This is a genomic window from Pseudomonas sp. ML2-2023-6, from assembly GCF_037055265.1.
Classification (GTDB): Bacteria; Pseudomonadota; Gammaproteobacteria; order Pseudomonadales; family Pseudomonadaceae; genus Aquipseudomonas; species Aquipseudomonas kulmbachensis.
The window spans coordinates 1,555,090-1,574,984 of the sequence record NZ_CP146347.1 but is presented as its reverse complement, the minus strand read 5'-3'; the positions used below and the strand labels follow the sequence as shown (position 1 = coordinate 1,574,984).

The following is a 19,895-nucleotide window of genomic DNA, read 5'->3' as shown; positions in this document are numbered from 1 at the left end:
CCACTTTCCACCACTTATGCACACTATAGGAATGCGCCCACCACACCGTCAAGGAGCGGCCCACAGGAAAACCCTTACATTACTGAGATTTAGGAGGGGAAATAGACGTGGAGCAGTAAGCGGGAGGGTTTTTTGACGAGCTATGCGCAACAAATTCAATGCTCTAGTCTTCAAACTTAAAGTAGTTTGTTAAGAGTAAGAACTTTTTGGCATTACGTCGGGAATGTTCTTGTAAAAGATTGCGAGGGGATTAAGCGATTGCGGGTGTAGCAATCTGCCTGCATGGCAAGCAGAAGAGAAAAAGGTGGAGAGTCGATCTGTAAGCCGGGTTCTGTCGTGAACAGTCATTCGTCTACGATGGCCATCACTGGACATCTTTAGCAACCTACCCGGTTCCAGCGCGGGCCACGCCTTGGAACCCTATTTGGTCTTGCTCCAAGTGGGGTTTACCTAGCCACGAACTGTTGCCAGTCGTGCGGTGCGCTCTTACCGCACCTTTTCACCCTTACCGGTGCCGAAGCACTTAGGCGGTTATTTTCTGTGGCACTTTCCGTAGGCTCACGCCTCCCAGGCATTACCTGGCACTTCGCCCTATGGAGCCCGGACTTTCCTCCCCCCTCTAATTTTCATAGAAGGCAGCGACTGTCCAATCGACTCTCCGGCGCGAAGGTTAACTGTACAGAGCGTATAGAACAAGCGTTAAAAGCCGCAAGACTGCTTCATTTACCCGACTCGCAGCCTTTAACAGCAGGTTCAAACACACAAAGACATCAAAATGCCATCACTTACTACTAGTCATTACTCAACTTTTTGCTTTTCCAACGCAACTTGATACAGCACATTTTTGCGCTCACCCGTTATTTCAGCCGCAAGTGCCGCCGCACGCTTGAGTGGCATCTCTTTAAGCAACAGATCGAGAATACGCATGGCTTCACTGCTGACCACTTCGTCCGTTTCAGGTGCAGTCCAGCCTGCAACCAGCACAACACACTCACCGCGCTGCTGATTACTGTCGCCTTCAACAAATGCGCGCAACTCGGACAGCGGCAACCCCTTGAGTGTTTCGAAGGTTTTGGTCAGCTCACGCGCCAGCAACGCCGGACGGCCAGGGCCAAATACCAGCTCAAGATCTTGCAGACATTCAAGAATACGGTGCGGTGCCTCATAAAAAATCAGCGTGCGCGGTTCTTCTTTCAGTAATTCCAGGCGCGAGCGACGCCCAACAGCCTTGGCAGGCAAGAACCCTTCAAAGATAAAGCGATCAGAAGGCAATCCCGCCGCAGACAGGGCGGCAATCAAGGCGCAGGCACCCGGCACAGGCACAACCCTGACCCCGGCAGCGCGCGCCTGACGCACGAGGTGATAACCCGGATCGGAGATCAACGGCGTACCGGCATCGGAGATCAGTGCAACATCTTCACCCGCCAGCAAACGCTGAATGAAGCGGCTACCCTCATCACGCTCGTTGTGCTCGTGACAGGCACCCAGCGGCGTGGAAATGCCGAAATGTTGCAGCAAGCGCAAGGAGTGGCGCGTGTCTTCGGCCGCAATCAGCGACACGTCACGCAGCACCTTGAGGGCACGCGCACTGATGTCGTCCAGGTTACCGATGGGCGTGGCCACCACATAAAGTGAGCCAAGAACGGAATTCAAATCACCTGGAGCAGTCAAAACGCACACCTCATAAGAGTTAAAGGCGCCATTGTAGCGCGTAGAGCCCTCATGAACGCACCCACCCTGCAGGCTACAAAGCGCCAACCGGGTAAACTTTCACCGTTACAACGTACAGAACTCATCTAAATTCAGGCTTTATTGCCGGTAACATCGCGCCCCGGCCAACGCTTGGGTACACTTCTCCACTCATTTGATCGAGTATCAGGAACACTACATGATCGCTTGCCTGCGGCTGTTCACTGCCCTCTGCCTTGCTGCCCTGTTGGCGGCTTGCGCCAGCTCGCCCTCGTCCAGCCTTGGCGAACTTCCACGGACCCCGGACGCCAGCCTTGAGCAACTGCTCCAGCAGGCATCCGAGAGCACAAATCCGGAAAAGGCCGCGCTGCTGCGCTTGTCAGCTGCCGACCTTGCTCTGCGCCAGCAGAACAATGCCCGCGCCACACAGATTTTGGCCCTGGTTCCGCTGGATCAGCTCAAACCCGCCCAGCAAGTATTTGCCAGCACGCTGACAGCTGAGCTGGCAATGAGCCGCAACGACCCCAAGGCCGCGCTGACTGCACTGAGCCACCCGAGCATGTCGGTTCTCGGCGAGCTGCCAGCCGACTTGCAAGTACGCACGCACACCGTTCACGCCCGCGCCCTTGAGGCCGACGGCCAGACGCTGGCGGCCGCACGCGAACGCGCAGCGATGAGCTCAAGCCTGACCGGCGATGCCGCCAACAGTAACAATGAAGCCATTTGGGCACTGGTTGCCGCCTTGCCGGTCGATCAACTGCGCACGCAGAGCAACGATGTACTGGGTGGATGGATGTCCCTGGCATTGGCCGTCAAGAGCGCTGGTACCCTGCAGGATCAGCAAAACGCCATCGATCAATGGCGCGCACAGAACCCCGCTCATCCGGCTGCCATCCAACTGCCAACACCGCTGATCAAACTCAAGGAGCTGGCCAGCCAGCCGCTGACCAAAATTGCCTTGCTGCTGCCACAAGAGGGCCAACTGGCCTCAGTCAGCAAAGCACTGCGTGATGGTTTTATGGCTGCCCACTACCAGGCTCAACAGGCCGGACAAAACCCGCCGAGCATTCAGTTCTATGACAGCTCGCGCCTGACATCGCTGGATGAGTTCTATCGCAAGGCGCAAGCCGATGGCGTGCAACTGGTGGTGGGACCGCTGGAAAAACCACTGGTCAAACAGCTCAGCACCCGCCAACAGCTGCCAATCACCACCCTGGCTCTGAACTACAGCGAGGGCGCACAAGCCCCCGCACAACTGTTCCAGTTCGGTCTGGCGGCTGAAGATGAAGCCCGCGAAGTGGCTCGCCGCGCCCGGGCCGACGGCCTGACCCGTGCTGGCGCCATGGTGCCCGTCGGCGAGTGGGGCAATCGCGTACTCAAGGCGTTCCGCCAGGAATGGGAAGCCCATGGCGGCACCATCGTCGGCGTTGAGCATATCGACAAGCCCGTAGCACTGGCCCAGCAGGTTGCTGACCTGGTGCAACTGCGTAAAACCGGTGGCAGTGCTGCCGAACCTTCGCGTCGCCACGACATGGAATTTATCTTCCTGGCCGCTACCCCTCAGCAGGCCCAGCAGATCAAACCGACCCTGAACTACCAGTACGCAGGCGACATCCCGGTTTACGCGACCTCCCATGTATTCAGTGCCAGCGGCGACCAAAATCAGTACAACGACATGAACGGTATCCGTTTTTGTGAAACACCTTGGCTGCTCGACCCTGCAAACCCGTTGCGCCAGCAAGTAACAGCGCAATGGCCACAAGCCGGCGGCAGCCTGGGGCGCCTGTATGCAATGGGCATCGACGCCTATCGCCTGACATCGAGCCTGGGCCAGTTGAAAGCCCTGCCCGATAGCCGGATTGACGGCTTGTCAGGCAGCCTGAGCATGAGCCCGGCGCAACGTGTAGAGCGTCAACTGCCGTGGGCCGAGTTCACCAATGGCCAGCCTCAACGCCTACCTGATACTCCTAACTGATGCCCGAGCGCTCAAGCCAGCAAACTGGCAAGGATGCCGAACGCCTGGCGTTGCGGCATCTTGAGCAACAGGGTTTGCGCCTGTTGGCGCAGAACTGGTCATGCAAGCGTGGCGAGCTGGATCTGGTCATGCTTGACGGCGATACAGTAGTATTCGTCGAAGTTCGTTACCGACAACACGCGCAATGGGGTGGCGCACTGGCCAGCATTGACGCTCGCAAGCGACAAAAGCTGATACTTGCCGCTCAGTATTTTTTACAGCGCCAGGCGCGCTGGGCCAATCACCCATGCCGATTTGACGTGGTGACCATGGACAGCGCAACACCCCAATTGAACTGGCTACGGAATGCCTTTGACAGCCAATAACGCTGCCAGGCCGATTCCAGCACCCTTTTTTAAACGATTTTGCTTTGCTTTGCTGGCTGCACATTTTTGTGCCGGGAAGTCACTCAGGAACACCTGGATCACGCCCGACCAGCCGCCCTACTTAAGGTCACATAGATGGACATGCAATCCCGGATTCGCCAGCTTTTTCAGGCCAGCATCGACACCAAGCAGCAGGCCATGGAAGTGCTCGCCCCCCATATCGAGCAAGCCAGCCAGGTGATGGTTAACGCCCTGCTCAATGAGGGCAAAATGCTTTCGTGCGGCAATGGCGGATCAGCAGGTGACGCCCAGCACTTTTCATCCGAACTGCTCAACCGCTTTGAACGCGAGCGCCCAAGCCTGCCCGCCATTGCGCTGACCACAGATACTTCGACGATCACATCGATCGCCAACGATTACAGCTTCAACGAGATCTTCTCCAAACAGATTCGCGCACTAGGCCAACCCGGCGACGTGCTGCTGGCTATTTCCACCAGCGGCAACTCGGCAAACATCATCCAGGCCATTCAAGCCGCGCATGATCGTGAAATGATCGTCGTTGCCATGACTGGCCGCGATGGCGGCGGCATGGCCTCACTGCTGCTGCCCGAGGACGTCGAAATTCGCGTCCCGTCCAATGTCACTGCACGTATTCAAGAAGTCCACCTGCTGGCGATCCACTGCTTGTGCGATCTGATCGACAGCCAACTGTTCGGGAGTGAAGAATGACTTTTAATCGCCTTAGCCTTGTCGCGCTGACGTTATGCCTCGGCCTGACTGCCGGCTGCAGCTCGGTACTGACAGCCACCCGCGACAAGCCCATTGAAGATGACCGCGGCACGCGCACTTTCGGCAGCAAGATCGACGACTCCCTGATCGAAACCAAGGTCGCCGTGAACGTGGCCAAGGCCAGCCCGGATCTGGACACCGGTTCGCATATCGTTGTCACCAGCTACAACGGCATCGTACTGCTCGCAGGCCAAACCCCGCGCGCCGACCTCAAGGCCCAGGCCGAGCAGGCTGCTGCCGCCGTTCAGCGGGTCAAAAAGGTCAATAACGAGCTGCAAGTCATGGCCCCGTCGTCGATCCTTGCGCGTAACAACGACGCCTGGCTGACCACCAAGATCAAGACTCAGATGCTGACCGATAACGCAATTCCCGGCTCACGGATCAAGATCGTCACCGAAAACGGTATCGTCTACATGCTTGGCCTGGTAACCAAGCAAGAAGCTGCCCGCGCCACCAGCCTGGTGCAGGGTGTTTCCGGGGTGCAGAAAATCGTCAAACTGTTCGAGTACATCGACTGACAGCACCCAACTGCCAGACACAAAAAAGGCGACCTTCTCAGGTCGCCTTTTTTATTACTTGACCACTTTCAAGCTTGGCCGGCCCGTAGGGCGCGGCGGCTCGGGTTGCGGCCCATCGTCATCCGGCTCAACCTCGTCATCACCCCCTAGAGGCTCTTCCAGGTCAAACACCATGCCTTGGCCGTTCTCTCGGGCGTAAACGCCCAGGATCGCAGGGATAGGCACGTACAACGTGTGTGGCACACCACCAAAACGCCCTTCAAAGCTCACTGCTTCGTTGTCCATGTGCAGTTGACGCACGGCGGTTGGCGAAACATTCAGGACAATCTGCCCGTCACTGGCAAAACCCGCAGGCACTTGTACCTTCGGGTAGTCAGAGTTAACCAGCATGTGCGGAGTGCAGTCGTTATCAACGATCCACTCATACAGCGCACGCACCAGATAAGGTCGACTTGAATTCATCGAGGGCTCCTAAAGCCTTAGCGCATGTCGCGTTCGACTTCAGACAAACTCGCCTGGAAAGTCTCACGCGCAAACTGGCGCTCCATATAATCGAGCAACGGCTTGGCTGGCCGCGGCAATTCAATGCCCAGAATGGGCAAACGCCAGAGTATCGGCAATAGGCAGCAGTCGACCAGACTTAGCTCGGTACTGAGGAAAAAAGGTTTATCTGAAAATAACGCAGACACACCTGTCAGGCTCTCACGCAGCTCTTTGCGCGCTTGAACACGGGCAGGCTCTTTGGTGCGCGAATCCAGAATCAAATCCACCAGCCCACACCAGTCGCGCTGAATGCGATGGATCAGCAGACGGCTATTGGCCCTCGCCACCGGATAAACCGGTAATAACGGCGGATGCGGGTAACGCTCATCCAGATATTCCATCACCACAGTCGACTCCCACAACGCCAGGTCACGATCGACCAGGGTTGGCAGGCTGCCGTAAGGGTTCACTTCGATCAGCTTCGGCGGCTGACGGCCCGCCTCCACACTGATGATCTCGGCGCTGACACCTTTCTCTGCGAGCACAATGCGTACTCGGTGGGAATAGTGGTCGGCGGGGTCGGAGTAACAGGCCAACCGATTGGTCACGCCCATGGCGGTCCTCCTCGCTTGTTGAAATTATCGGGAGCGGAAAAACGAACGCGCCCAAGGGAAGCCTCCGATAACCGCAGAACCTGGGCAAACGAGGTCGTTGGACCCCGCTTGCCACTTGTCCTGCACTGTTACCTTTTCAGAGACACCCTCGGGCGCGCACGATTAACAGCAATGCGTGTAACTATATCAGTGCACATCTTTCCAGTATTCGCGCTTGAGCAGATAAGCGAATACAAAGAAGAAGGCCAGGTAGAGCAGCACGTAAGTACCGATGCGCTGATGCTCCAGCTTCACCGGGTTGGCCGAGTAGGCCAGGAAGGTCACAAGGTTCTTGATCTTCTCATCGAACTGCTCTTCAGTCAGCGCGCCGGTTTTTGGCAGCACTGTCAGCTGGTCGCACGCTTCATGTGTCAAAGGTGTGCCGGTGAGCGGATCATACTGCTTCTTGCCGTCTTCGACGATCTGTACTTGCTTGCAGCCTACAACCTGACGACCTTGCAGCGGTGCCAGAACGTTCGGCATACCTACGTTCGGGAAGACCTTGTTGTTCACACCCCAAGGGCGGGACGGGTCTTCATAGAAGGAACGCAGGTAGCTGTACAGCCAGTCAGTACCACGTACACGAGCTACCAGCGTCAGGTCTGGCGGTGCAGCACCGAACCAGGCCTTGGCGTCAGCAGGCTGCATACCGATGTTCATGTGGTCGCCAATCTTGGCACCGGTGAACACCAGGTTATCGAGCATGACTTCATGGGGAATACCCAGGTCGTCTGCTACACGCTCGTAGCGCTGGAACTTGGCGCTGTGACAGCCCATGCAGTAGTTGGCGAACGTACGCGCGCCGTCCTGCATGGCAGCCTTGTCAGAAACATCGATGTCGACCTTGTCGAGGTGCACACCCTGTTCAGCCGCGAAGGAGAACACAGGCATCACCGCAAGCATCAATACAGCAAATAGCTTTTTCATCAGCCAGTCACCCTTTCCGGAACCGGTTTGGTCTTCTCAAGCCTGGTGTAGAACGGCATCAGAATGAAGTAAGCGAAGTACAGGAACGTACACACTTGCGACAGCAGCGTACGGCCCGGGGTTGGCGCCAGTACACCCAGCACGCCCAGAATCACGAACGAGATGCAGAACACCCACAGCCACACCTTGCTCATCCAGCCTTTGTAGCGCATGGATTTAACAGGGCTGCGGTCAAGCCAAGGCAGCACGAACAGAACGGCAATCGCGGCCCCCATGGCAATGACGCCAAGCAGCTTGTCCGGGATGGCTCGCAAGATCGCGTAGAACGGTGTGAAGTACCAGACAGGCGCAATGTGTTCCGGCGTTTTAAAGGCGTTAGCCTGTTCAAAGTTCGGTTTTTCCAGGAAGTAACCACCCATTTCCGGGAAGAAGAACACAATCGAGCAGAAGATAAACAGGAACACCACCACGCCGACGATATCTTTCACGGTGTAGTACGGGTGGAAGGGAATGCCATCCAGCGGTACGCCGTTTTCGTCTTTATGCTTTTTAATGTCCACGCCGTCCGGGTTGTTGGACCCGACTTCGTGCAAGGCCAGAACGTGCAGCACTACCAGACCCAGAATCACGATAGGCAAGGCCACCACGTGCAAGGCAAAGAAGCGGTTCAGGGTAATACCGGAAATCAGGTAGTCACCACGAATCCACTGGGTCAGGTCGTTACCGATAACCGGAATCGCACCGAACAGCGAGATGATCACCTGGGCGCCCCAGTAGGACATTTGACCCCAAGGCAGCAGGTAGCCCATGAAGGCTTCAGCCATGAGCGCCAGATAAATCATCATGCCGAACAGCCAGACCAGCTCACGCGGCTTCTGGTACGAGCCGTAGAGCAAGCCACGGAACATGTGCAGATACACGACAATAAAGAACGCCGACGCACCCGTTGAGTGCAGATAGCGCAAAATGGAGCCGTATTCAACGTCACGCATGATGTATTCGACAGAAGCAAAAGCTTCTTCTGCCGACGGCGTGTAGCTCATGGTCAGCCACACACCGGTAACGATCTGGTTAACCAGAACGAGCAATGCGAGGGAGCCAAAAAAGTAGAAGAAGTTGAAGTTCTTCGGCGCGTAATACTTGCTGAGATGGTCTTCCCACATCTTGGTAGCGGGGAAGCGGGCATCTACCCAATCCATGAACTTGCTCATTACGCGCTCTCCCCTTCAAGGCCAACGACAATGATGCTGTCACTGCCATCTACATAGTAGTAAGGAGGCACTGGCAGGTTCAGCGGCGCAGGTTGCGACTTGTAGACGCGGCCGGCCAGGTCATAGTGCGAACCATGACAAGGGCAGAAATAACCCCCGACCCAATCCTTGCCCAGGTCGACAGGTGCGACCTCCGGACGGAAAGTAGGCGAGCAACCCAGGTGAGTACAAATACCGATCAACACCAAAACTTCTGGCTTGATAGACCGCCACTCGTTTTTTGAGTTTTCAGGTTGATCAGAACTCAAGGACTCAGGATCAGCTAGCTGCCCTTCAATCTTTTTCAGATTCGCCAGGATTTCCTCGGTGCGGCGGACAATGAATACAGGCTGACCACGCCACTCAGCAATCATCTGCTGCCCTGGCTCGATCTTTGCAATATTCACTTTTACCGGTGCGCCCGCGGCTTTTGCCTTGGCACTGGGAAACCACGACCCCACGAACGGGACCGCCGCCCCCACCGCTCCTGCAGCACCCACCACGGATGTGGCTGCTACGAGGAAGCGACGCCGGCCGACATTTACGCCGTCATTGCTCATTCAGTCCTCTCCCATCAGCTTTGTGGCCTGTTAAATCAGGCATCTACTAAATTTGCATCTGAACTTATAAAAATTTTGCAGAATGGTAATGAAAAGCCCCTAGTCTTACAAGGTAATTACCGCTCTGGGGCGGCTACAAGCCTTGTAGTATAGGCGTTTGCTGGATGTGGCAAGTTGTCACACCAAGAAATCATCACCCATAAAAAAAGCCCAGCTCCGAAGGAGACTGGGCTTTTTTGAACGAAGCTGCGAATTAACGCTTCGAGTACTGCGGACGCTTACGCGCTTTACGCAGACCGACTTTCTTACGTTCAACTTCACGAGCATCGCGAGTAACGAAGCCAGCTTTGCGCAGAGCGCCACGCAGGGTTTCGTCATACTGCATCAGTGCACGAGTGATACCGTGGCGGATTGCGCCAGCTTGACCACTTACACCACCACCGATCACGGTGACGTAGATGTCGAATTTCTCGACAGTCTCAGTCAGTTCCAACGGCTGACGAACTACCATGCGGGCAGTTTCGCGACCGAAGAAATTCTCCAGAGTGCGGTTGTTGATCGAGATGTTACCGGTACCTGGACGCAGGAAAACGCGTGCAGTTGCGGTTTTACGACGGCCAGTGCCGTAGTTTTGAGTCGCCGACATAATGAACTATTCCGTTAAAACTTCAGTTCTTGGGGCTGCTGAGCAGTATGAGGGTGTACAGCGCCCGCATAGACTTTCAGCTTACGGTACATGTCGCGACCCAGCGGGTTTTTAGGCAGCATGCCTTTAACCGCGGTCTCGATCACGCGTTCAGGAGCTTTGGCGATCAGCTTTTCGAAGTTGATCGACTTAATCCCGCCCGGGAAACCGGAGTGAGAGTAGTACATTTTGTCAGTGGTTTTAGCACCAGTGACACGAATCTGCTCGGCATTGATAACAACGATGTAGTCACCGGTGTCAACGTGCGGAGTGTATTCAGGCTTGTGCTTGCCACGCAGACGGCTCGCGATTTCGGTGGCCAGACGACCCAGTGTCTGGCCAGCAGCGTCGACGACAAACCAGTCGCGCGTAACTGTTTCCGGTTTAGCAGTAAAAGTTTTCATTCTTTATAGCCTCAGGGGCCGCCCTGTAAATTAGACGGCGGATCTTACTGAATAGTGCGTACTTTGACAAGTCAAAGGCAGCCGGATACAGACGCTATCGGGGGCTCGGGTCAGCGCGTCCGTTCAACGGCAAGATTCTTCGGCGGGCGGCGCATCACTTCCACCGCAGAAAGAGGACGGCAATTATCCAGATTGCGCAAAAAATTACAACCTGCTTTTATGTTTGTTTACCCGAAGGAGCACCCGATGGACTATCGCAAGCTGGGCCGAACCGATCTGGACGTAAGCGCAATCGCCCTCGGGACCATGACCTGGGGCGAGCAGAACACCCAGGCTGAAGCCTTCGAGCAGATCGAATACGCAAAAAACGCCAACATCAATTTTATCGATACCGCCGAGATGTACCCGGTCCCGCCCAAGGCCGAAACCTATGCCACTACCGAGCGTTATATCGGTAACTGGTTCAAGGAACGCGGCGATCGTGCCGATTGGGTACTGGCCAGCAAGATCGCTGGTCCCGGCAATGGTATCGACTACATCCGTGACGGCAGCCTCAAGCACAACCGCACCCATATCGTGCAAGCCCTGGACGCTAGCCTCAAACGCCTGCAAACCGACTGGATCGACCTTTACCAGCTGCATTGGCCCGAGCGCAGCACCAACTTTTTCGGCCAGCTTGGCTACAAGCACAACGCCGACGAAGACTTCACCCCTCTGGAAGACACCCTCGAAGCGCTGGACGAACAGGTCAAGGCCGGCAAAATCCGCCACATAGGCCTGTCAAATGAAACGCCGTGGGCCACCATGAAGTTTTTGCAGCTGGCCGAAAGCCGTGGCTGGCCACGCGCCGTTTCGATCCAGAACCCCTATAACCTGCTCAACCGCAGCTTTGAAGTCGGCCTGGCGGAAATTGCCATTCGCGAACAATGCGGCCTGCTCGCCTATTCGCCCCTAGCGTTCGGCATGCTCTCAGGCAAATACAGTGGCGGCGCACAACCGCCAAAGGGCCGCCTGAGCCTCTACAGCCGCTTCTCGCGCTATTCAAACCCGCAAGCCGTGGCTGCCAGCGAGCGTTATGTCGCATTAGCCCGCGAACATGGCCTGGACCCGGCGCAAATGGCCTTGGCCTATGTCACGCAACAACCGTTCGTCACCAGCAACATTATTGGCGCGACGACGATGGCGCAGCTCAAAAGCAATATCGACAGTTTCAGTCTGAAATTGTCCGATGAAGTGCTCGCCGGCATCGAAGCGATCCACAAGGAACAGCCAAACCCGGCGCCTTAAACAAACCGCCTTACTCCCTGCTGGGGCGGGCCTGAGTCGCGAGCCAGCCCGCTCCCACAGAAGCAAAAGCACAAGCAACCGCCCTTACCCCTAGACACACAGGAAAAAAAATAAGACGATCCAGCCGTAAGTTGACCAATTTAACCTATAAGAATAATCAAAAATGTCTATGTCTACTCAACTCTCCACGCCCCTGCGGCGTGTCAGTATTTTGGCCATCGATCGGGTATTCGCCTCGACCCTGATGCATGCCAAGGACTTCTTTCATCTCGCCAGCCTGCGTCACGGCAAGCAACTGGGCCGAGGGCTCACCCCCACCTTCGAAACACGCCTGGTCAGCCCTGACGGCAAACCCGCGATCAGCTTCAGCGACGTTGTACTCCCCGTCGATGGCGGCCTGGAGGACACCGATATCATCATCCTCCCGGCCTTCGGAGAGGATTTCGGCACTATCTGCCAGCGTTATCCGCAAGTTCTGCCGTGGCTGCGCGAACAGCATGCTCGTGGCGCCGTCTTGTGCGCAGAGGCCACCGGCGTATTCTGGCTCGCCGAAGCCGGGTTGCTCGACGGCAAAGAAGCCACCACCTACTGGCGCTTTTTCGACACGTTCGCCAAGCGCTATCCGCTGGTGCAACTCAACCAGGACAAACACATTACCGACGCAGACAATCTCTACTGCGCCGGCGGTCCGACCTCAGCCTGCGACCTCTACATTTATCTGATCGAGCGTTTCTGCGGCGCCAACATCGCCCAGGCCGTGGCCCGCGACATTCTTTACGAAGTGCAGCGCAACTACACCCCTGGACGCATTGGCTTTGGCGGCCAAAAGCTGCACCAGGACGTGATCATTCTGCAAATCCAGCATTGGCTCGAAGACCACTTCGCCGACAAATTCCGCTTCGAAGACGTCGCTCGCGAACACGGCATGAGCATCCGTAATTTCATGCGCCGCTTTCAGATGGCCACGGGTGACAAACCCTTGCACTACCTGCAACGCCTGCGCATAGAAACCGCCAAGGGCCTTCTCTCGGCCTCGCGCAAAAGCATCAAGACCATCAGTTACGATGTGGGCTATGACGACGCAAGCTTCTTTGCACGGCTGTTTCGCCAACACACCGAGCTGTCACCGAACCAATATCGTCAACAGTTCCTGCAAGCGGCGTAAATCAGGTCTGTTTAATTTACAGCGTTGACCTACACGCCAAACGGAACAATCTGATTCCTCCGCCCTACCGAAAAGCCTCTGATGAAAACGCCCTCCACAGAGGGCAATAACAAAAAGAGGTTTGACCGGCTCCCGGCGGAGGTATCCATCATGCCGCAGAAACTCAACCACACCACCCTGCCTATTCTCGCCATCGGCGCCCTGGGTGGCACCGTGAGCATGCGCGCCACACAACCTGGAACCAAGGCCGGCGAAGCCCTGTTCAGCGGTATGGTGCAGCTGCACGAGGGGCTGGATGTACGCATCGAAACTCTGTGCCTGGTGCCGAGTGCATCTCTGTGTTTCAACTTGCTGCTTGAGGTGCTGATCTGGGCCCAGGACCAAGTGAAACTGGGCGCGCAAGGTATCGTGATAACACAAGGCACTGACACACTGGAAGAAAGCGCATTTTTCCTGGATCTGCTCTGGAACGCCGATGTGCCGCTGGTGTTGACCGGAGCCATGCGCTCCAGCGATCAGCCGAGCCCGGACGGCCCTGCCAACCTGCTGGACGCCTCCAGGGTTGCGCTCGACACTCACAGTCGCAAGCGCGGGGTGTTAGTGGTGATGAACGCCCAGATTCATCAGGCGCAACATGTACGCAAATGTTCATCAATGGCACTGGAGGCTTTTAGTTCGCCGCTTTTCGGGCCCGCAGGGGTGATGATCGAACACCGTGCCTGCTATCTGCGCAAAGCGTGTGCACGAACAGTGCTGCCCATACCCCGCTCAATTCATCACAAGGTCGCACTGCTGCAGGCATCGCTGTCAACCGATACGGTGCTACTGGAACACGTGCTTGCCCTGGGGTATGACGCGCTGGTCGTTAGCGCTTTCGGGGCCGGAAACGTAAGTGTCGAATGGGCAGACCTGATCGACCAGATCACCACGGAGATTCCGGTTCTGGTGGGCACCCGAACCGGTTCAGGCTCGACTGCCGAGGCGTCTTGCGGGTTTATCGGCAGCGAGTTGGACCTGACCGACCGCGGAGCGGTGATGTGCGGGCTTTTGTGCCCATACAAGGCGCGCATCCTGATCTGGCTACTGATAGGTTCAGGGCTTGGCCGAGAAGTCGGCAAACACCTGCAGCGACTGGGGTTCAAGGCAGCCGAAACCTGAAAGCAAGCGGGAGCGAGCCTGCTCGCGAAGATCACAAGAACTTCGCAAGCAGGCTCACTCCCACGGGCTATTAAGGTTTATGCGCCCGGGTCAGGTATTCGTGGGACTGCATTTCCAGCAAACGGCTGAGGGTGCGCTGGAACTCGAAGTTCAGGCGCCCGCCGGTATATAGATCCTTGAGCTCGACTTGTGCCGAGATGATCAGCTTGACGTTACGGTCATAGAACTCGTCGACCATATTGATAAAGCGTCGGGCGATGTCGTCGGTTTTGACGTCCATCTGCTCAACACCGCTGAGGATCACGGCGTTGAAGATTTTGCCAAGCTCGATGTAGTCATTCTGGCTGCGCGGGCCATCGCACAGCTCACGGAAGTCGAACCAGGCCACGTCATCGCAGGTGCGAAGAGCGCGAATGGTGCGGTTTTCGATGATCAGATCGTCGTTTTCAATTGCCCGGGTCGAATTGTGCGTCAGCGCCTTGAAGCTTTCGCGCAGGCTCTTCTCGGAGGCTTCATCCAGCGGGAAGTGGAACAACTCTGCCTGCTCGAGGTGACGCAGACGGTAGTCAACACCGCTGTCGACGTTAACGATTTCAGTGTTCTGCTTGATCAGTGCAATGGCCGGCAAGAAGCGCGCACGCTGCAAGCCGTCTTTATACAGACCGTCTGGCACGATGTTGGACGTCGCAACCAGCGTTACGCCGTTTTTGAACAGCTCTTCCATCAAGGTGCCGAGAATCATGGCATCGGTAATATCCGACACAAAGAATTCGTCAAAGCAAATCACTCGCGCTTCATCGGAGAAACGCTTGGCAATGATGGTCAGCGGGTTCTTTTCGCCATTGAGGGTGCGCATTTCTTCGTGCACGCGCTTCATGAAGCGGTGGAAGTGAGTGCGCACTTTGTCCTTGAACGGCAAGGCATCAAAGAACGTATCAACCAGATAGGTTTTACCCCGGCCCACACCGCCCCAGAAATAAATGCCTTTAACCGGCGCTCGGTCTTTTTTGCCGAACAGCTTGCCGAAGACGCCAGGCTTGCTCTGGGAGGCAGCGACGAGATCGTCGTACAGACGCTGCAGATGGCGCACAGCGTTTTCCTGGGCGGCATCGTGGAAGAAGTCCGGGCGTTTCAGATCAACTTGATATCGTTCTAGAGGCGTCATAATTCGTTAGCAAGGCAACAAAAACGGGCCGACACTGTAGCGACGGCCCTTAAGAATGGCAATCAAACCTGAGACGAAACGTCGCACTTTCTCAGTCTTGCGCGGGCACCAGGGCCAGTCGCAGTGCTTCGATTGCCGCATCGCGTGCCGCCACATCGGCAAATGCCGGGCTGTCGGCCACACCGGTGTCGCCCAGCCAGACGCTGAAGCTCAGCTCATCACTGCGCACATCCAGAGGCTCACCGGCTTGCAACTGCTTGGTCACCTGACCGGCTGCTTTGCCATCGGCAAAACTGCGCGACAGCAGCAGTTGTTCGCCATCAGCGGCCAGCAGGCGGAAGCGGAAACTGCCGTCTTCGTCGCGGAAGCTGACAAAACGCGGGCCCTTGGCAGCTTTCTTTTTGCTGGCGGTAGTGGTTTGAGCCACGCTGACAAACGAACGCAGGCCAACCGCCTCACGCAGTTGCGCCAAGAACGGAATGGCGGTTTTACGTGCCTTTTGCGCGCCAGCCAAAAGAATGTCTTCCATGTCGGCAGGTCGCGACATCAAGTCGTGGTAACGCTCGCGGGATTCGCCCAGTTCGGCATCCAGCAACTTGAACAGGCGCTCTTTGGCCTCGCCCCAGCCCAGTCCCTGCAACAGCTCGCTGCGCAACTCTGCCGACTGCTCAGGCGTCGAGAACGCCTGGTACAAGGTGAACAGGTGCGAGTTGTCCGGATCTTTCGGCTCGCCGGGCGCACGGGAGTCGGTGACGATGCGCGAAATCGCGCTTTTCATGTCCTTGGCGCTACTGAACAACGGAATGGTGTTGTCGTAACTTTTGGACATTTTGCGGCCATCAAGGCCTGGCAATGTGGCCACGCTCTCTTCAATGAGCGCTTCAGGCATGGCGAAAAACTCTTTGCCATTGCCGAACAGGTGGTTAAAGCGCTGGCCAATGTCACGGGCCATTTCAACGTGCTGGATCTGGTCACGACCGACCGGCACCTTGTTTGCGTTGAACATCAAAATGTCGGCTGCCATCAGTACCGGGTAGCTGTACAGCCCCATGGTGATACCCGCATCCGGGTCTTCGCCGTTTTCCAGGTTCTTGTCGACCGACGCCTTGTAGGCGTGCGCACGGTTGAGCAAGCCCTTGGCCGCCACGCAGGTCAGCAACCAGGTCAGCTCCGGGATTTCCGGGATATCCGACTGGCGATAGAACGTCACACGCTCAACATCGAGACCGGCTGCCAGCCAGGTCGCTGCGATTTCCTGACGCGAGCGCTGAATGCGCAGCGGGTCATCGCATTTGATCAAGGCGTGATAGTCGGCCAGAAAGTAGAACGAGTCAGCATTGGGGTCGCGGCTGGCTACGATTGCCGGGCGAATGGCCCCGGCGTAGTTGCCCAGGTGCGGCGTACCGGTGGTGGTGATACCGGTGAGGATACGAGTACGAGTGGTCATGGGTAATCGCTTATCAGGCTGCAATCAATTCGAAAGGCGCGGCGCTACCAACTCTTTGAGCTCGGGCAGCTTGCCGTGAAAAAAGTGTCCGCATTCTGCCACTTTCAGCAGCTCATGGGGGCGCGTCAGGTCTTTTGACCAGTTATAGACCAGTTGCGGGTCGATCACTTCGTCAGTTTCGGGCTGGATCACGGTCAACGGGCAGTCGTGGGGCAATGCGTCTTCGTCTCGCAAACGCATTACCGCAGGCGCCACCATAATCAAGCGCGACAGGTTCTCACCCGCGGCTTCCAGTCGGCCACCGAGGCTGGCGGCGACAAAACCGCCAAACGAAAAACCGAGCAGGGTGATCGGCAATTCAGGGTGTTTGGCCCGCAGCCATTGCGCCGCAGCTAGTGCGTCGTCGACTTCGCCAGTGCCCATATCGTGAGTGCCCGCGCTGGTGCCGACTCCACGGTAATTAAATCGCAAGGTAATCAGGCCAGCATCGCGAGCAGTGCGCTGCAGGGTCGAAACCACTTTATTCATCATCGTTCCGCCCTGCACCGGATTAGGGTGGCACAGCAGCGCAAGGCCCTGTGGCTCAGCAGAATCAAGGTACAAGGCTTCCAGTTGGCCGACCGGGCCATCAATTACTACGGGGGTTTCGCGGGTAAGCAAGAAGGAACTCCGTGACCTCAAATTGGGTCGACTCGTCTAGCTGATAGATCCTGTCTGACATATTTGCGAGTGCATCGCGGTATACAGCGCAGGTCCGAGCCGTTAACGTAAAGCAAAGCCGTTTATAGAGGAAGGACTCGTGGAACACTCGCTCTTGATTTGGTTGTTGCCGACTCTAGCCCTGGTTGCCGGTGTCGCCATTGGTTTTCTGGTCGCTCGTCTGCTGCCAAATGCCGTGCCTAACCGCACGCAGCGTCAGCTGGACGACATCCAGGAACGTTTTGACAGTTATCAAAGTGAAGTGGTTACCCACTTCAATACCACCGCAAATCTGGTGAAAAAGCTCACTCAGAGCTATCAGGACGTGCAAGAGCATCTCGCCGAGGGCGCCAACCGTTTGGCCCTGGACGAGCAGACTCGCCAACGCCTGCTGGCGGCGCTGCACTCCGATGTGCCACAACCACATCGCGAGCGCATCACCCCGCCGCACAGCAACGAGCCGCCATTGGACTACGCACCAAAGAGCCCGAACGGCCCCGGCATGCTCGATGAGCATTACGGTCTGAAGAAGTAATTCTTCCGCTCAGCCGCTCAATAAAAAGCCCCGCGATCTGCAAGGATCGCGGGGCTTTTTATTGAGCGACCGCTACGCGCTCGATCGCAGCCTTCGGCAGCGGCTACAGGGTTACAGAATCTGCCGCTGACGAGGAACGAAGGCTGCGATCAATCGCAGAATGAACCTTACGGGTACTGCTGAACCTGACCCGGCTGCTGCTGGTACTGCATGCCAGGGATCGGCGCCAGGGTGACTTGAACGCGACGGTTCTGTGCACGGCCGTCAGGCGTTGCGTTGCTGGCAATCGGGTCAGCAGGGCCGGCACCACGTACCGACAGGTACTGACCACTAACGCCCTGAGACGTCAGATAAGTCGCCACGCTTTGCGCACGCTGTTGCGAAAGCTGCATGTTGTAGTTGTAGTTACCGGTGCTGTCGGTGTAGCCGACGATCTGAATCTGGTTCTGGTTGTTGAACTGCTTCAACGAGTTCGCCAGGTTGTTCAGCGGCTGGAAGAAACTTGGGGCGATATTGGCCGAGTTGGTGGCGAACGTAATGTTGCCCGGCATCACCAGGGTGATGTTGTCCCCTTGACGCTGAACCTCTACCCCGGTGTTGGCCATGCTTGCACGCAGTGCCGCTTCTTGCTTGTCAGCGTAATAGCCATAACCGGCAGCACCCAGGCCCGCGACAGCAGCGCCGATCAACGCGCCCTTGCCACGGTTATTGTGGTCGATGGCGGCACCGGCTACAGCACCGGCCAATGCCCCCAGACCGCCGTATTTGGCGGTATTGCTCATGCCCGTAGAAGCCTGACCCTGGTTATTGTCATACGGGTTAGGCGTAGCGCAGCCAGCCAGCAAGGCCACCGCACTTGCAGCAACAATCAAACGACGCGAGATGAACATGGTGACGCTCCTGATCAAACTATCTGGGGGCAAAAGTCATAGGCATTAGACCTTTGTTCGCGTTGGATCACGACCAACGGTAAAAATTCCTTTGGCCGTTTACATTCGCACTAAATAAACCATAGCCGCCCGATCGCTCCCCCACAAACGCGTACACCCAGACACCACCAAGATTGGTCATGCACCTGGCTACTTTTTGGAAGCCTTGCTGCTGACGGGAACATGCAGATAGGACATAACGCTCTCCGTCAGTTCGGTTGCCAGTTTGACCGCCTCTTTGTTTCGCGCCATCACTCCCGCAACCAGCCCTTCAATCAAGGCGAGCACCGCGATGCTGGAACTGGTCATCACCGGATGGTCGGCAGGCGCAAACAGGACGTGCTCGGCGATATTGGCCAGCGGCGAAGCCGGTGAGTCGGTGATCGCCAGCACACAGGCGCCCCGCTCCCTGGCAAAACGTGAAAGCTGCATGGTATCGATGGAGTAGCGCGGCAGGGAGATGGCCAGCAGTACGTCCTGATCGGTAATCGCCGCCAGACGGTACGCGGCGTTTTCATTACCGCCTTCCATGCTGATGGCCGTGGCATCGGCACAGAACGGCATCAGGGTCGAGGCCGCAAGGCCTGCAAAATAGACGCTATTGCCAAAGCCCAGGATGTAGATCTTGCGCGCCTTGATCAGGCGCGTGACAAAAGCTTCAAACGTGTCCGGATGGTTGTTCGCCGCCGCTGTAGCGAGATTGCTGCTGGCGCTTTGGATTTGCTCATGCAGGCCAAACGCGCCGTCGGGGCGATGGGCCAGTTCGTTGCGCAGTTTGTCGACCGGCGACACCACTTGCTGCAACGTTGCCACCAACTCGGCCTTCATGCCGGTGTAGCCGCCAAGATCCATAGCCTTGGCCAACCGGTTAACTGCCGCTGGGGAGGTAGCCGTTTCGTGGGCCAGTTCCTCAATCGTCAGCGTCGCGGCCCGCAGCGGATGGCGCAGAATAAAATCCGCGACCTTGCGCAATGACGGCTGCAAATCAAGCACGATCTCGGCCAGCTTGCGCATAACTGGCGCGGCATAAATGGTGGTGTTTTTGGATGGGCTTGGCATATCCGGCTCAACATTACCTGTGGATAAAAGACGGGGCTGAGCCCAATCAATTGTGAGAGCGGGCTTGCGTGGACTGACGCGAGTGTATCCCAAGCCTGCCCCGGGCCGCAGAGCACAATCCGGGGCTGGAAGTTTTGTCCATGCTGCTCACTC

21 protein-coding genes and 1 other RNA gene are annotated in these 19,895 nt (G+C 56.8%); 8 read left to right on the top strand and 14 right to left on the bottom strand.

Annotated elements, in window-relative coordinates; translation table 11 throughout:
• Positions 1-304 precede the first annotated feature (304 nt).
• Positions 305-658, bottom strand: an RNA gene (gene rnpB / locus V6L79_RS07295) — RNase P RNA component class A.
• 140 nt (positions 659-798) lie between these two features.
• Positions 799-1,653: a 16S rRNA (cytidine(1402)-2'-O)-methyltransferase gene (gene rsmI / locus V6L79_RS07290; protein WP_338580300.1), complete on the bottom strand. Its 855-nt coding sequence runs from the start codon at positions 1,651-1,653 to the stop codon at positions 799-801.
• 235 nt (positions 1,654-1,888) lie between these two features.
• Here rsmI and V6L79_RS07285 point away from each other — a divergent pair, with 235 nt between their 5' ends.
• The 4 genes from V6L79_RS07285 to V6L79_RS07270 all read left to right on the top strand — a co-directional run bounded on the left by V6L79_RS07285 (position 1,889) and on the right by V6L79_RS07270 (position 5,336).
• Complete coding sequence (locus tag V6L79_RS07285; RefSeq protein ID WP_321835843.1) at positions 1,889-3,664, top strand: penicillin-binding protein activator; 1,776 nt, start codon at positions 1,889-1,891, stop codon at positions 3,662-3,664.
• Positions 3,664-4,029 (top strand): YraN family protein, encoded by a 366-nt coding sequence (locus V6L79_RS07280; protein ID WP_338580003.1) that lies wholly within the window; start codon positions 3,664-3,666, stop codon positions 4,027-4,029. The genes V6L79_RS07285 and V6L79_RS07280 overlap by 1 nt, the downstream gene beginning before the upstream one ends.
• Before the next feature lie 135 nt (positions 4,030-4,164).
• On the top strand, positions 4,165-4,758 hold the full coding sequence (locus tag V6L79_RS07275; RefSeq protein ID WP_016779517.1) for a phosphoheptose isomerase: 594 nt from the start codon (positions 4,165-4,167) through the stop codon (positions 4,756-4,758).
• On the top strand, positions 4,755-5,336 hold the full coding sequence (locus V6L79_RS07270) for a BON domain-containing protein (RefSeq protein WP_261740998.1): 582 nt from the start codon (positions 4,755-4,757) through the stop codon (positions 5,334-5,336). Before V6L79_RS07275 ends, V6L79_RS07270 begins: the two co-directional genes overlap by 4 nt.
• Positions 5,337-5,390: 54 nt before the next feature.
• On the opposite strand, the gene V6L79_RS07265 is transcribed toward V6L79_RS07270, so the two are convergent.
• From V6L79_RS07265 to rplM, 7 genes are all read right to left on the bottom strand, one after another.
• A complete protein-coding gene (locus V6L79_RS07265; protein WP_261740997.1) occupies positions 5,391-5,798 on the bottom strand; it encodes a ClpXP protease specificity-enhancing factor in 408 nt (135 codons plus the stop codon).
• A 17-nt stretch (positions 5,799-5,815) separates the two neighbouring features.
• Positions 5,816-6,433, bottom strand: a complete 618-nt coding sequence (locus tag V6L79_RS07260) for a glutathione S-transferase N-terminal domain-containing protein (protein ID WP_261740996.1) — start codon at positions 6,431-6,433, stop codon at positions 5,816-5,818.
• A gap of 186 nt (positions 6,434-6,619) precedes the next feature.
• Positions 6,620-7,399 (bottom strand): cytochrome c1, encoded by a 780-nt coding sequence (locus V6L79_RS07255; protein ID WP_261740995.1) that lies wholly within the window; start codon positions 7,397-7,399, stop codon positions 6,620-6,622.
• Positions 7,399-8,610, bottom strand: a complete 1,212-nt coding sequence (locus V6L79_RS07250) for a cytochrome bc complex cytochrome b subunit (RefSeq protein ID WP_261740994.1) — start codon at positions 8,608-8,610, stop codon at positions 7,399-7,401. Before V6L79_RS07250 ends, V6L79_RS07255 begins: the two co-directional genes overlap by 1 nt.
• Complete coding sequence (petA, locus tag V6L79_RS07245) at positions 8,610-9,209, bottom strand: ubiquinol-cytochrome c reductase iron-sulfur subunit (RefSeq protein WP_261740993.1); 600 nt, start codon at positions 9,207-9,209, stop codon at positions 8,610-8,612. Before petA ends, V6L79_RS07250 begins: the two co-directional genes overlap by 1 nt.
• A 253-nt stretch (positions 9,210-9,462) precedes the next feature.
• Positions 9,463-9,855: a 30S ribosomal protein S9 gene (gene rpsI / locus V6L79_RS07240; RefSeq protein WP_003216038.1), complete on the bottom strand. Its 393-nt coding sequence runs from the start codon at positions 9,853-9,855 to the stop codon at positions 9,463-9,465.
• Between the two features lie 14 nt (positions 9,856-9,869).
• Positions 9,870-10,298, bottom strand: coding sequence for a 50S ribosomal protein L13 (gene rplM / locus V6L79_RS07235; RefSeq protein ID WP_048359182.1), 429 nt, complete (start codon positions 10,296-10,298; stop codon positions 9,870-9,872).
• A gap of 246 nt (positions 10,299-10,544) precedes the next feature.
• Between rplM and V6L79_RS07230 the strand changes: the two genes are divergently transcribed.
• From V6L79_RS07230 to V6L79_RS07220, 3 genes are all read left to right on the top strand, one after another.
• A complete protein-coding gene (locus V6L79_RS07230) occupies positions 10,545-11,585 on the top strand; it encodes an NADP(H)-dependent aldo-keto reductase (protein WP_261740992.1) in 1,041 nt (346 codons plus the stop codon).
• A 244-nt stretch (positions 11,586-11,829) separates the two neighbouring features.
• Positions 11,830-12,750, top strand: coding sequence for a GlxA family transcriptional regulator (locus V6L79_RS07225; RefSeq protein WP_261742370.1), 921 nt, complete (start codon positions 11,830-11,832; stop codon positions 12,748-12,750).
• Positions 12,751-12,900: 150 nt separating this feature from the next.
• Positions 12,901-13,908, top strand: coding sequence for an asparaginase (locus V6L79_RS07220; protein ID WP_338580002.1), 1,008 nt, complete (start codon positions 12,901-12,903; stop codon positions 13,906-13,908).
• Between the two features lie 70 nt (positions 13,909-13,978).
• On the opposite strand, the gene zapE is transcribed toward V6L79_RS07220, so the two are convergent.
• The 3 genes from zapE to V6L79_RS07205 all read right to left on the bottom strand — a co-directional run bounded on the left by zapE (position 13,979) and on the right by V6L79_RS07205 (position 17,180).
• Positions 13,979-15,073 carry a cell division protein ZapE gene (zapE, locus tag V6L79_RS07215; RefSeq protein ID WP_261740990.1) on the bottom strand — a complete coding sequence of 365 codons (1,095 nt, stop codon included), beginning with the start codon at positions 15,071-15,073 and terminating at the stop codon, positions 13,979-13,981.
• Positions 15,074-15,164: 91 nt separating this feature from the next.
• A complete protein-coding gene (locus V6L79_RS07210) occupies positions 15,165-16,520 on the bottom strand; it encodes a tryptophan--tRNA ligase (protein ID WP_321835841.1) in 1,356 nt (451 codons plus the stop codon).
• Positions 16,521-16,544: 24 nt separating this feature from the next.
• Entirely contained in the window at positions 16,545-17,180 is a 636-nt protein-coding gene (locus V6L79_RS07205; protein WP_261740988.1) for an alpha/beta hydrolase, read from the bottom strand.
• Positions 17,181-17,319: 139 nt separating this feature from the next.
• Here V6L79_RS07205 and V6L79_RS07200 point away from each other — a divergent pair, with 139 nt between their 5' ends.
• On the top strand, positions 17,320-17,754 hold the full coding sequence (locus V6L79_RS07200) for a YhcB family protein (protein WP_261740987.1): 435 nt from the start codon (positions 17,320-17,322) through the stop codon (positions 17,752-17,754).
• Between the two features lie 167 nt (positions 17,755-17,921).
• Here V6L79_RS07200 and V6L79_RS07195 read toward each other — a convergent pair whose 3' ends face one another.
• Positions 17,922-18,644, bottom strand: a complete 723-nt coding sequence (locus V6L79_RS07195; protein WP_338580001.1) for an OmpA family protein — start codon at positions 18,642-18,644, stop codon at positions 17,922-17,924.
• A gap of 189 nt (positions 18,645-18,833) precedes the next feature.
• On the bottom strand, positions 18,834-19,742 hold the full coding sequence (locus V6L79_RS07190) for a MurR/RpiR family transcriptional regulator (protein ID WP_261740985.1): 909 nt from the start codon (positions 19,740-19,742) through the stop codon (positions 18,834-18,836).
• Positions 19,743-19,895 lie beyond the last annotated feature (153 nt).

Coding starts and splice junctions, on each gene's coding strand:
- V6L79_RS07285 (WP_321835843.1), top strand. CDS start 1,889: ATGATCGCTTGCCTGCGGCTGTTCACTGCCCTCTGCCTTGCTGCCCTG.
- V6L79_RS07280 (WP_338580003.1), top strand. CDS start 3,664: ATGCCCGAGCGCTCAAGCCAGCAAACTGGCAAGGATGCCGAACGCCTG.
- V6L79_RS07275 (WP_016779517.1), top strand. CDS start 4,165: ATGGACATGCAATCCCGGATTCGCCAGCTTTTTCAGGCCAGCATCGAC.
- V6L79_RS07270 (WP_261740998.1), top strand. CDS start 4,755: ATGACTTTTAATCGCCTTAGCCTTGTCGCGCTGACGTTATGCCTCGGC.
- V6L79_RS07265 (WP_261740997.1), bottom strand. CDS start 5,798: ATGAATTCAAGTCGACCTTATCTGGTGCGTGCGCTGTATGAGTGGATC.
- V6L79_RS07260 (WP_261740996.1), bottom strand. CDS start 6,433: ATGGGCGTGACCAATCGGTTGGCCTGTTACTCCGACCCCGCCGACCAC.
- V6L79_RS07255 (WP_261740995.1), bottom strand. CDS start 7,399: ATGAAAAAGCTATTTGCTGTATTGATGCTTGCGGTGATGCCTGTGTTC.
- V6L79_RS07250 (WP_261740994.1), bottom strand. CDS start 8,610: ATGAGCAAGTTCATGGATTGGGTAGATGCCCGCTTCCCCGCTACCAAG.
- petA (WP_261740993.1), bottom strand. CDS start 9,209: ATGAGCAATGACGGCGTAAATGTCGGCCGGCGTCGCTTCCTCGTAGCA.
- rpsI (WP_003216038.1), bottom strand. CDS start 9,855: ATGTCGGCGACTCAAAACTACGGCACTGGCCGTCGTAAAACCGCAACT.
- rplM (WP_048359182.1), bottom strand. CDS start 10,298: ATGAAAACTTTTACTGCTAAACCGGAAACAGTTACGCGCGACTGGTTT.
- V6L79_RS07230 (WP_261740992.1), top strand. CDS start 10,545: ATGGACTATCGCAAGCTGGGCCGAACCGATCTGGACGTAAGCGCAATC.
- V6L79_RS07225 (WP_261742370.1), top strand. CDS start 11,830: ATGCATGCCAAGGACTTCTTTCATCTCGCCAGCCTGCGTCACGGCAAG.
- V6L79_RS07220 (WP_338580002.1), top strand. CDS start 12,901: ATGCCGCAGAAACTCAACCACACCACCCTGCCTATTCTCGCCATCGGC.
- zapE (WP_261740990.1), bottom strand. CDS start 15,073: ATGACGCCTCTAGAACGATATCAAGTTGATCTGAAACGCCCGGACTTC.
- V6L79_RS07210 (WP_321835841.1), bottom strand. CDS start 16,520: ATGACCACTCGTACTCGTATCCTCACCGGTATCACCACCACCGGTACG.
- V6L79_RS07195 (WP_338580001.1), bottom strand. CDS start 18,644: ATGTTCATCTCGCGTCGTTTGATTGTTGCTGCAAGTGCGGTGGCCTTG.
- V6L79_RS07190 (WP_261740985.1), bottom strand. CDS start 19,742: ATGCCAAGCCCATCCAAAAACACCACCATTTATGCCGCGCCAGTTATG.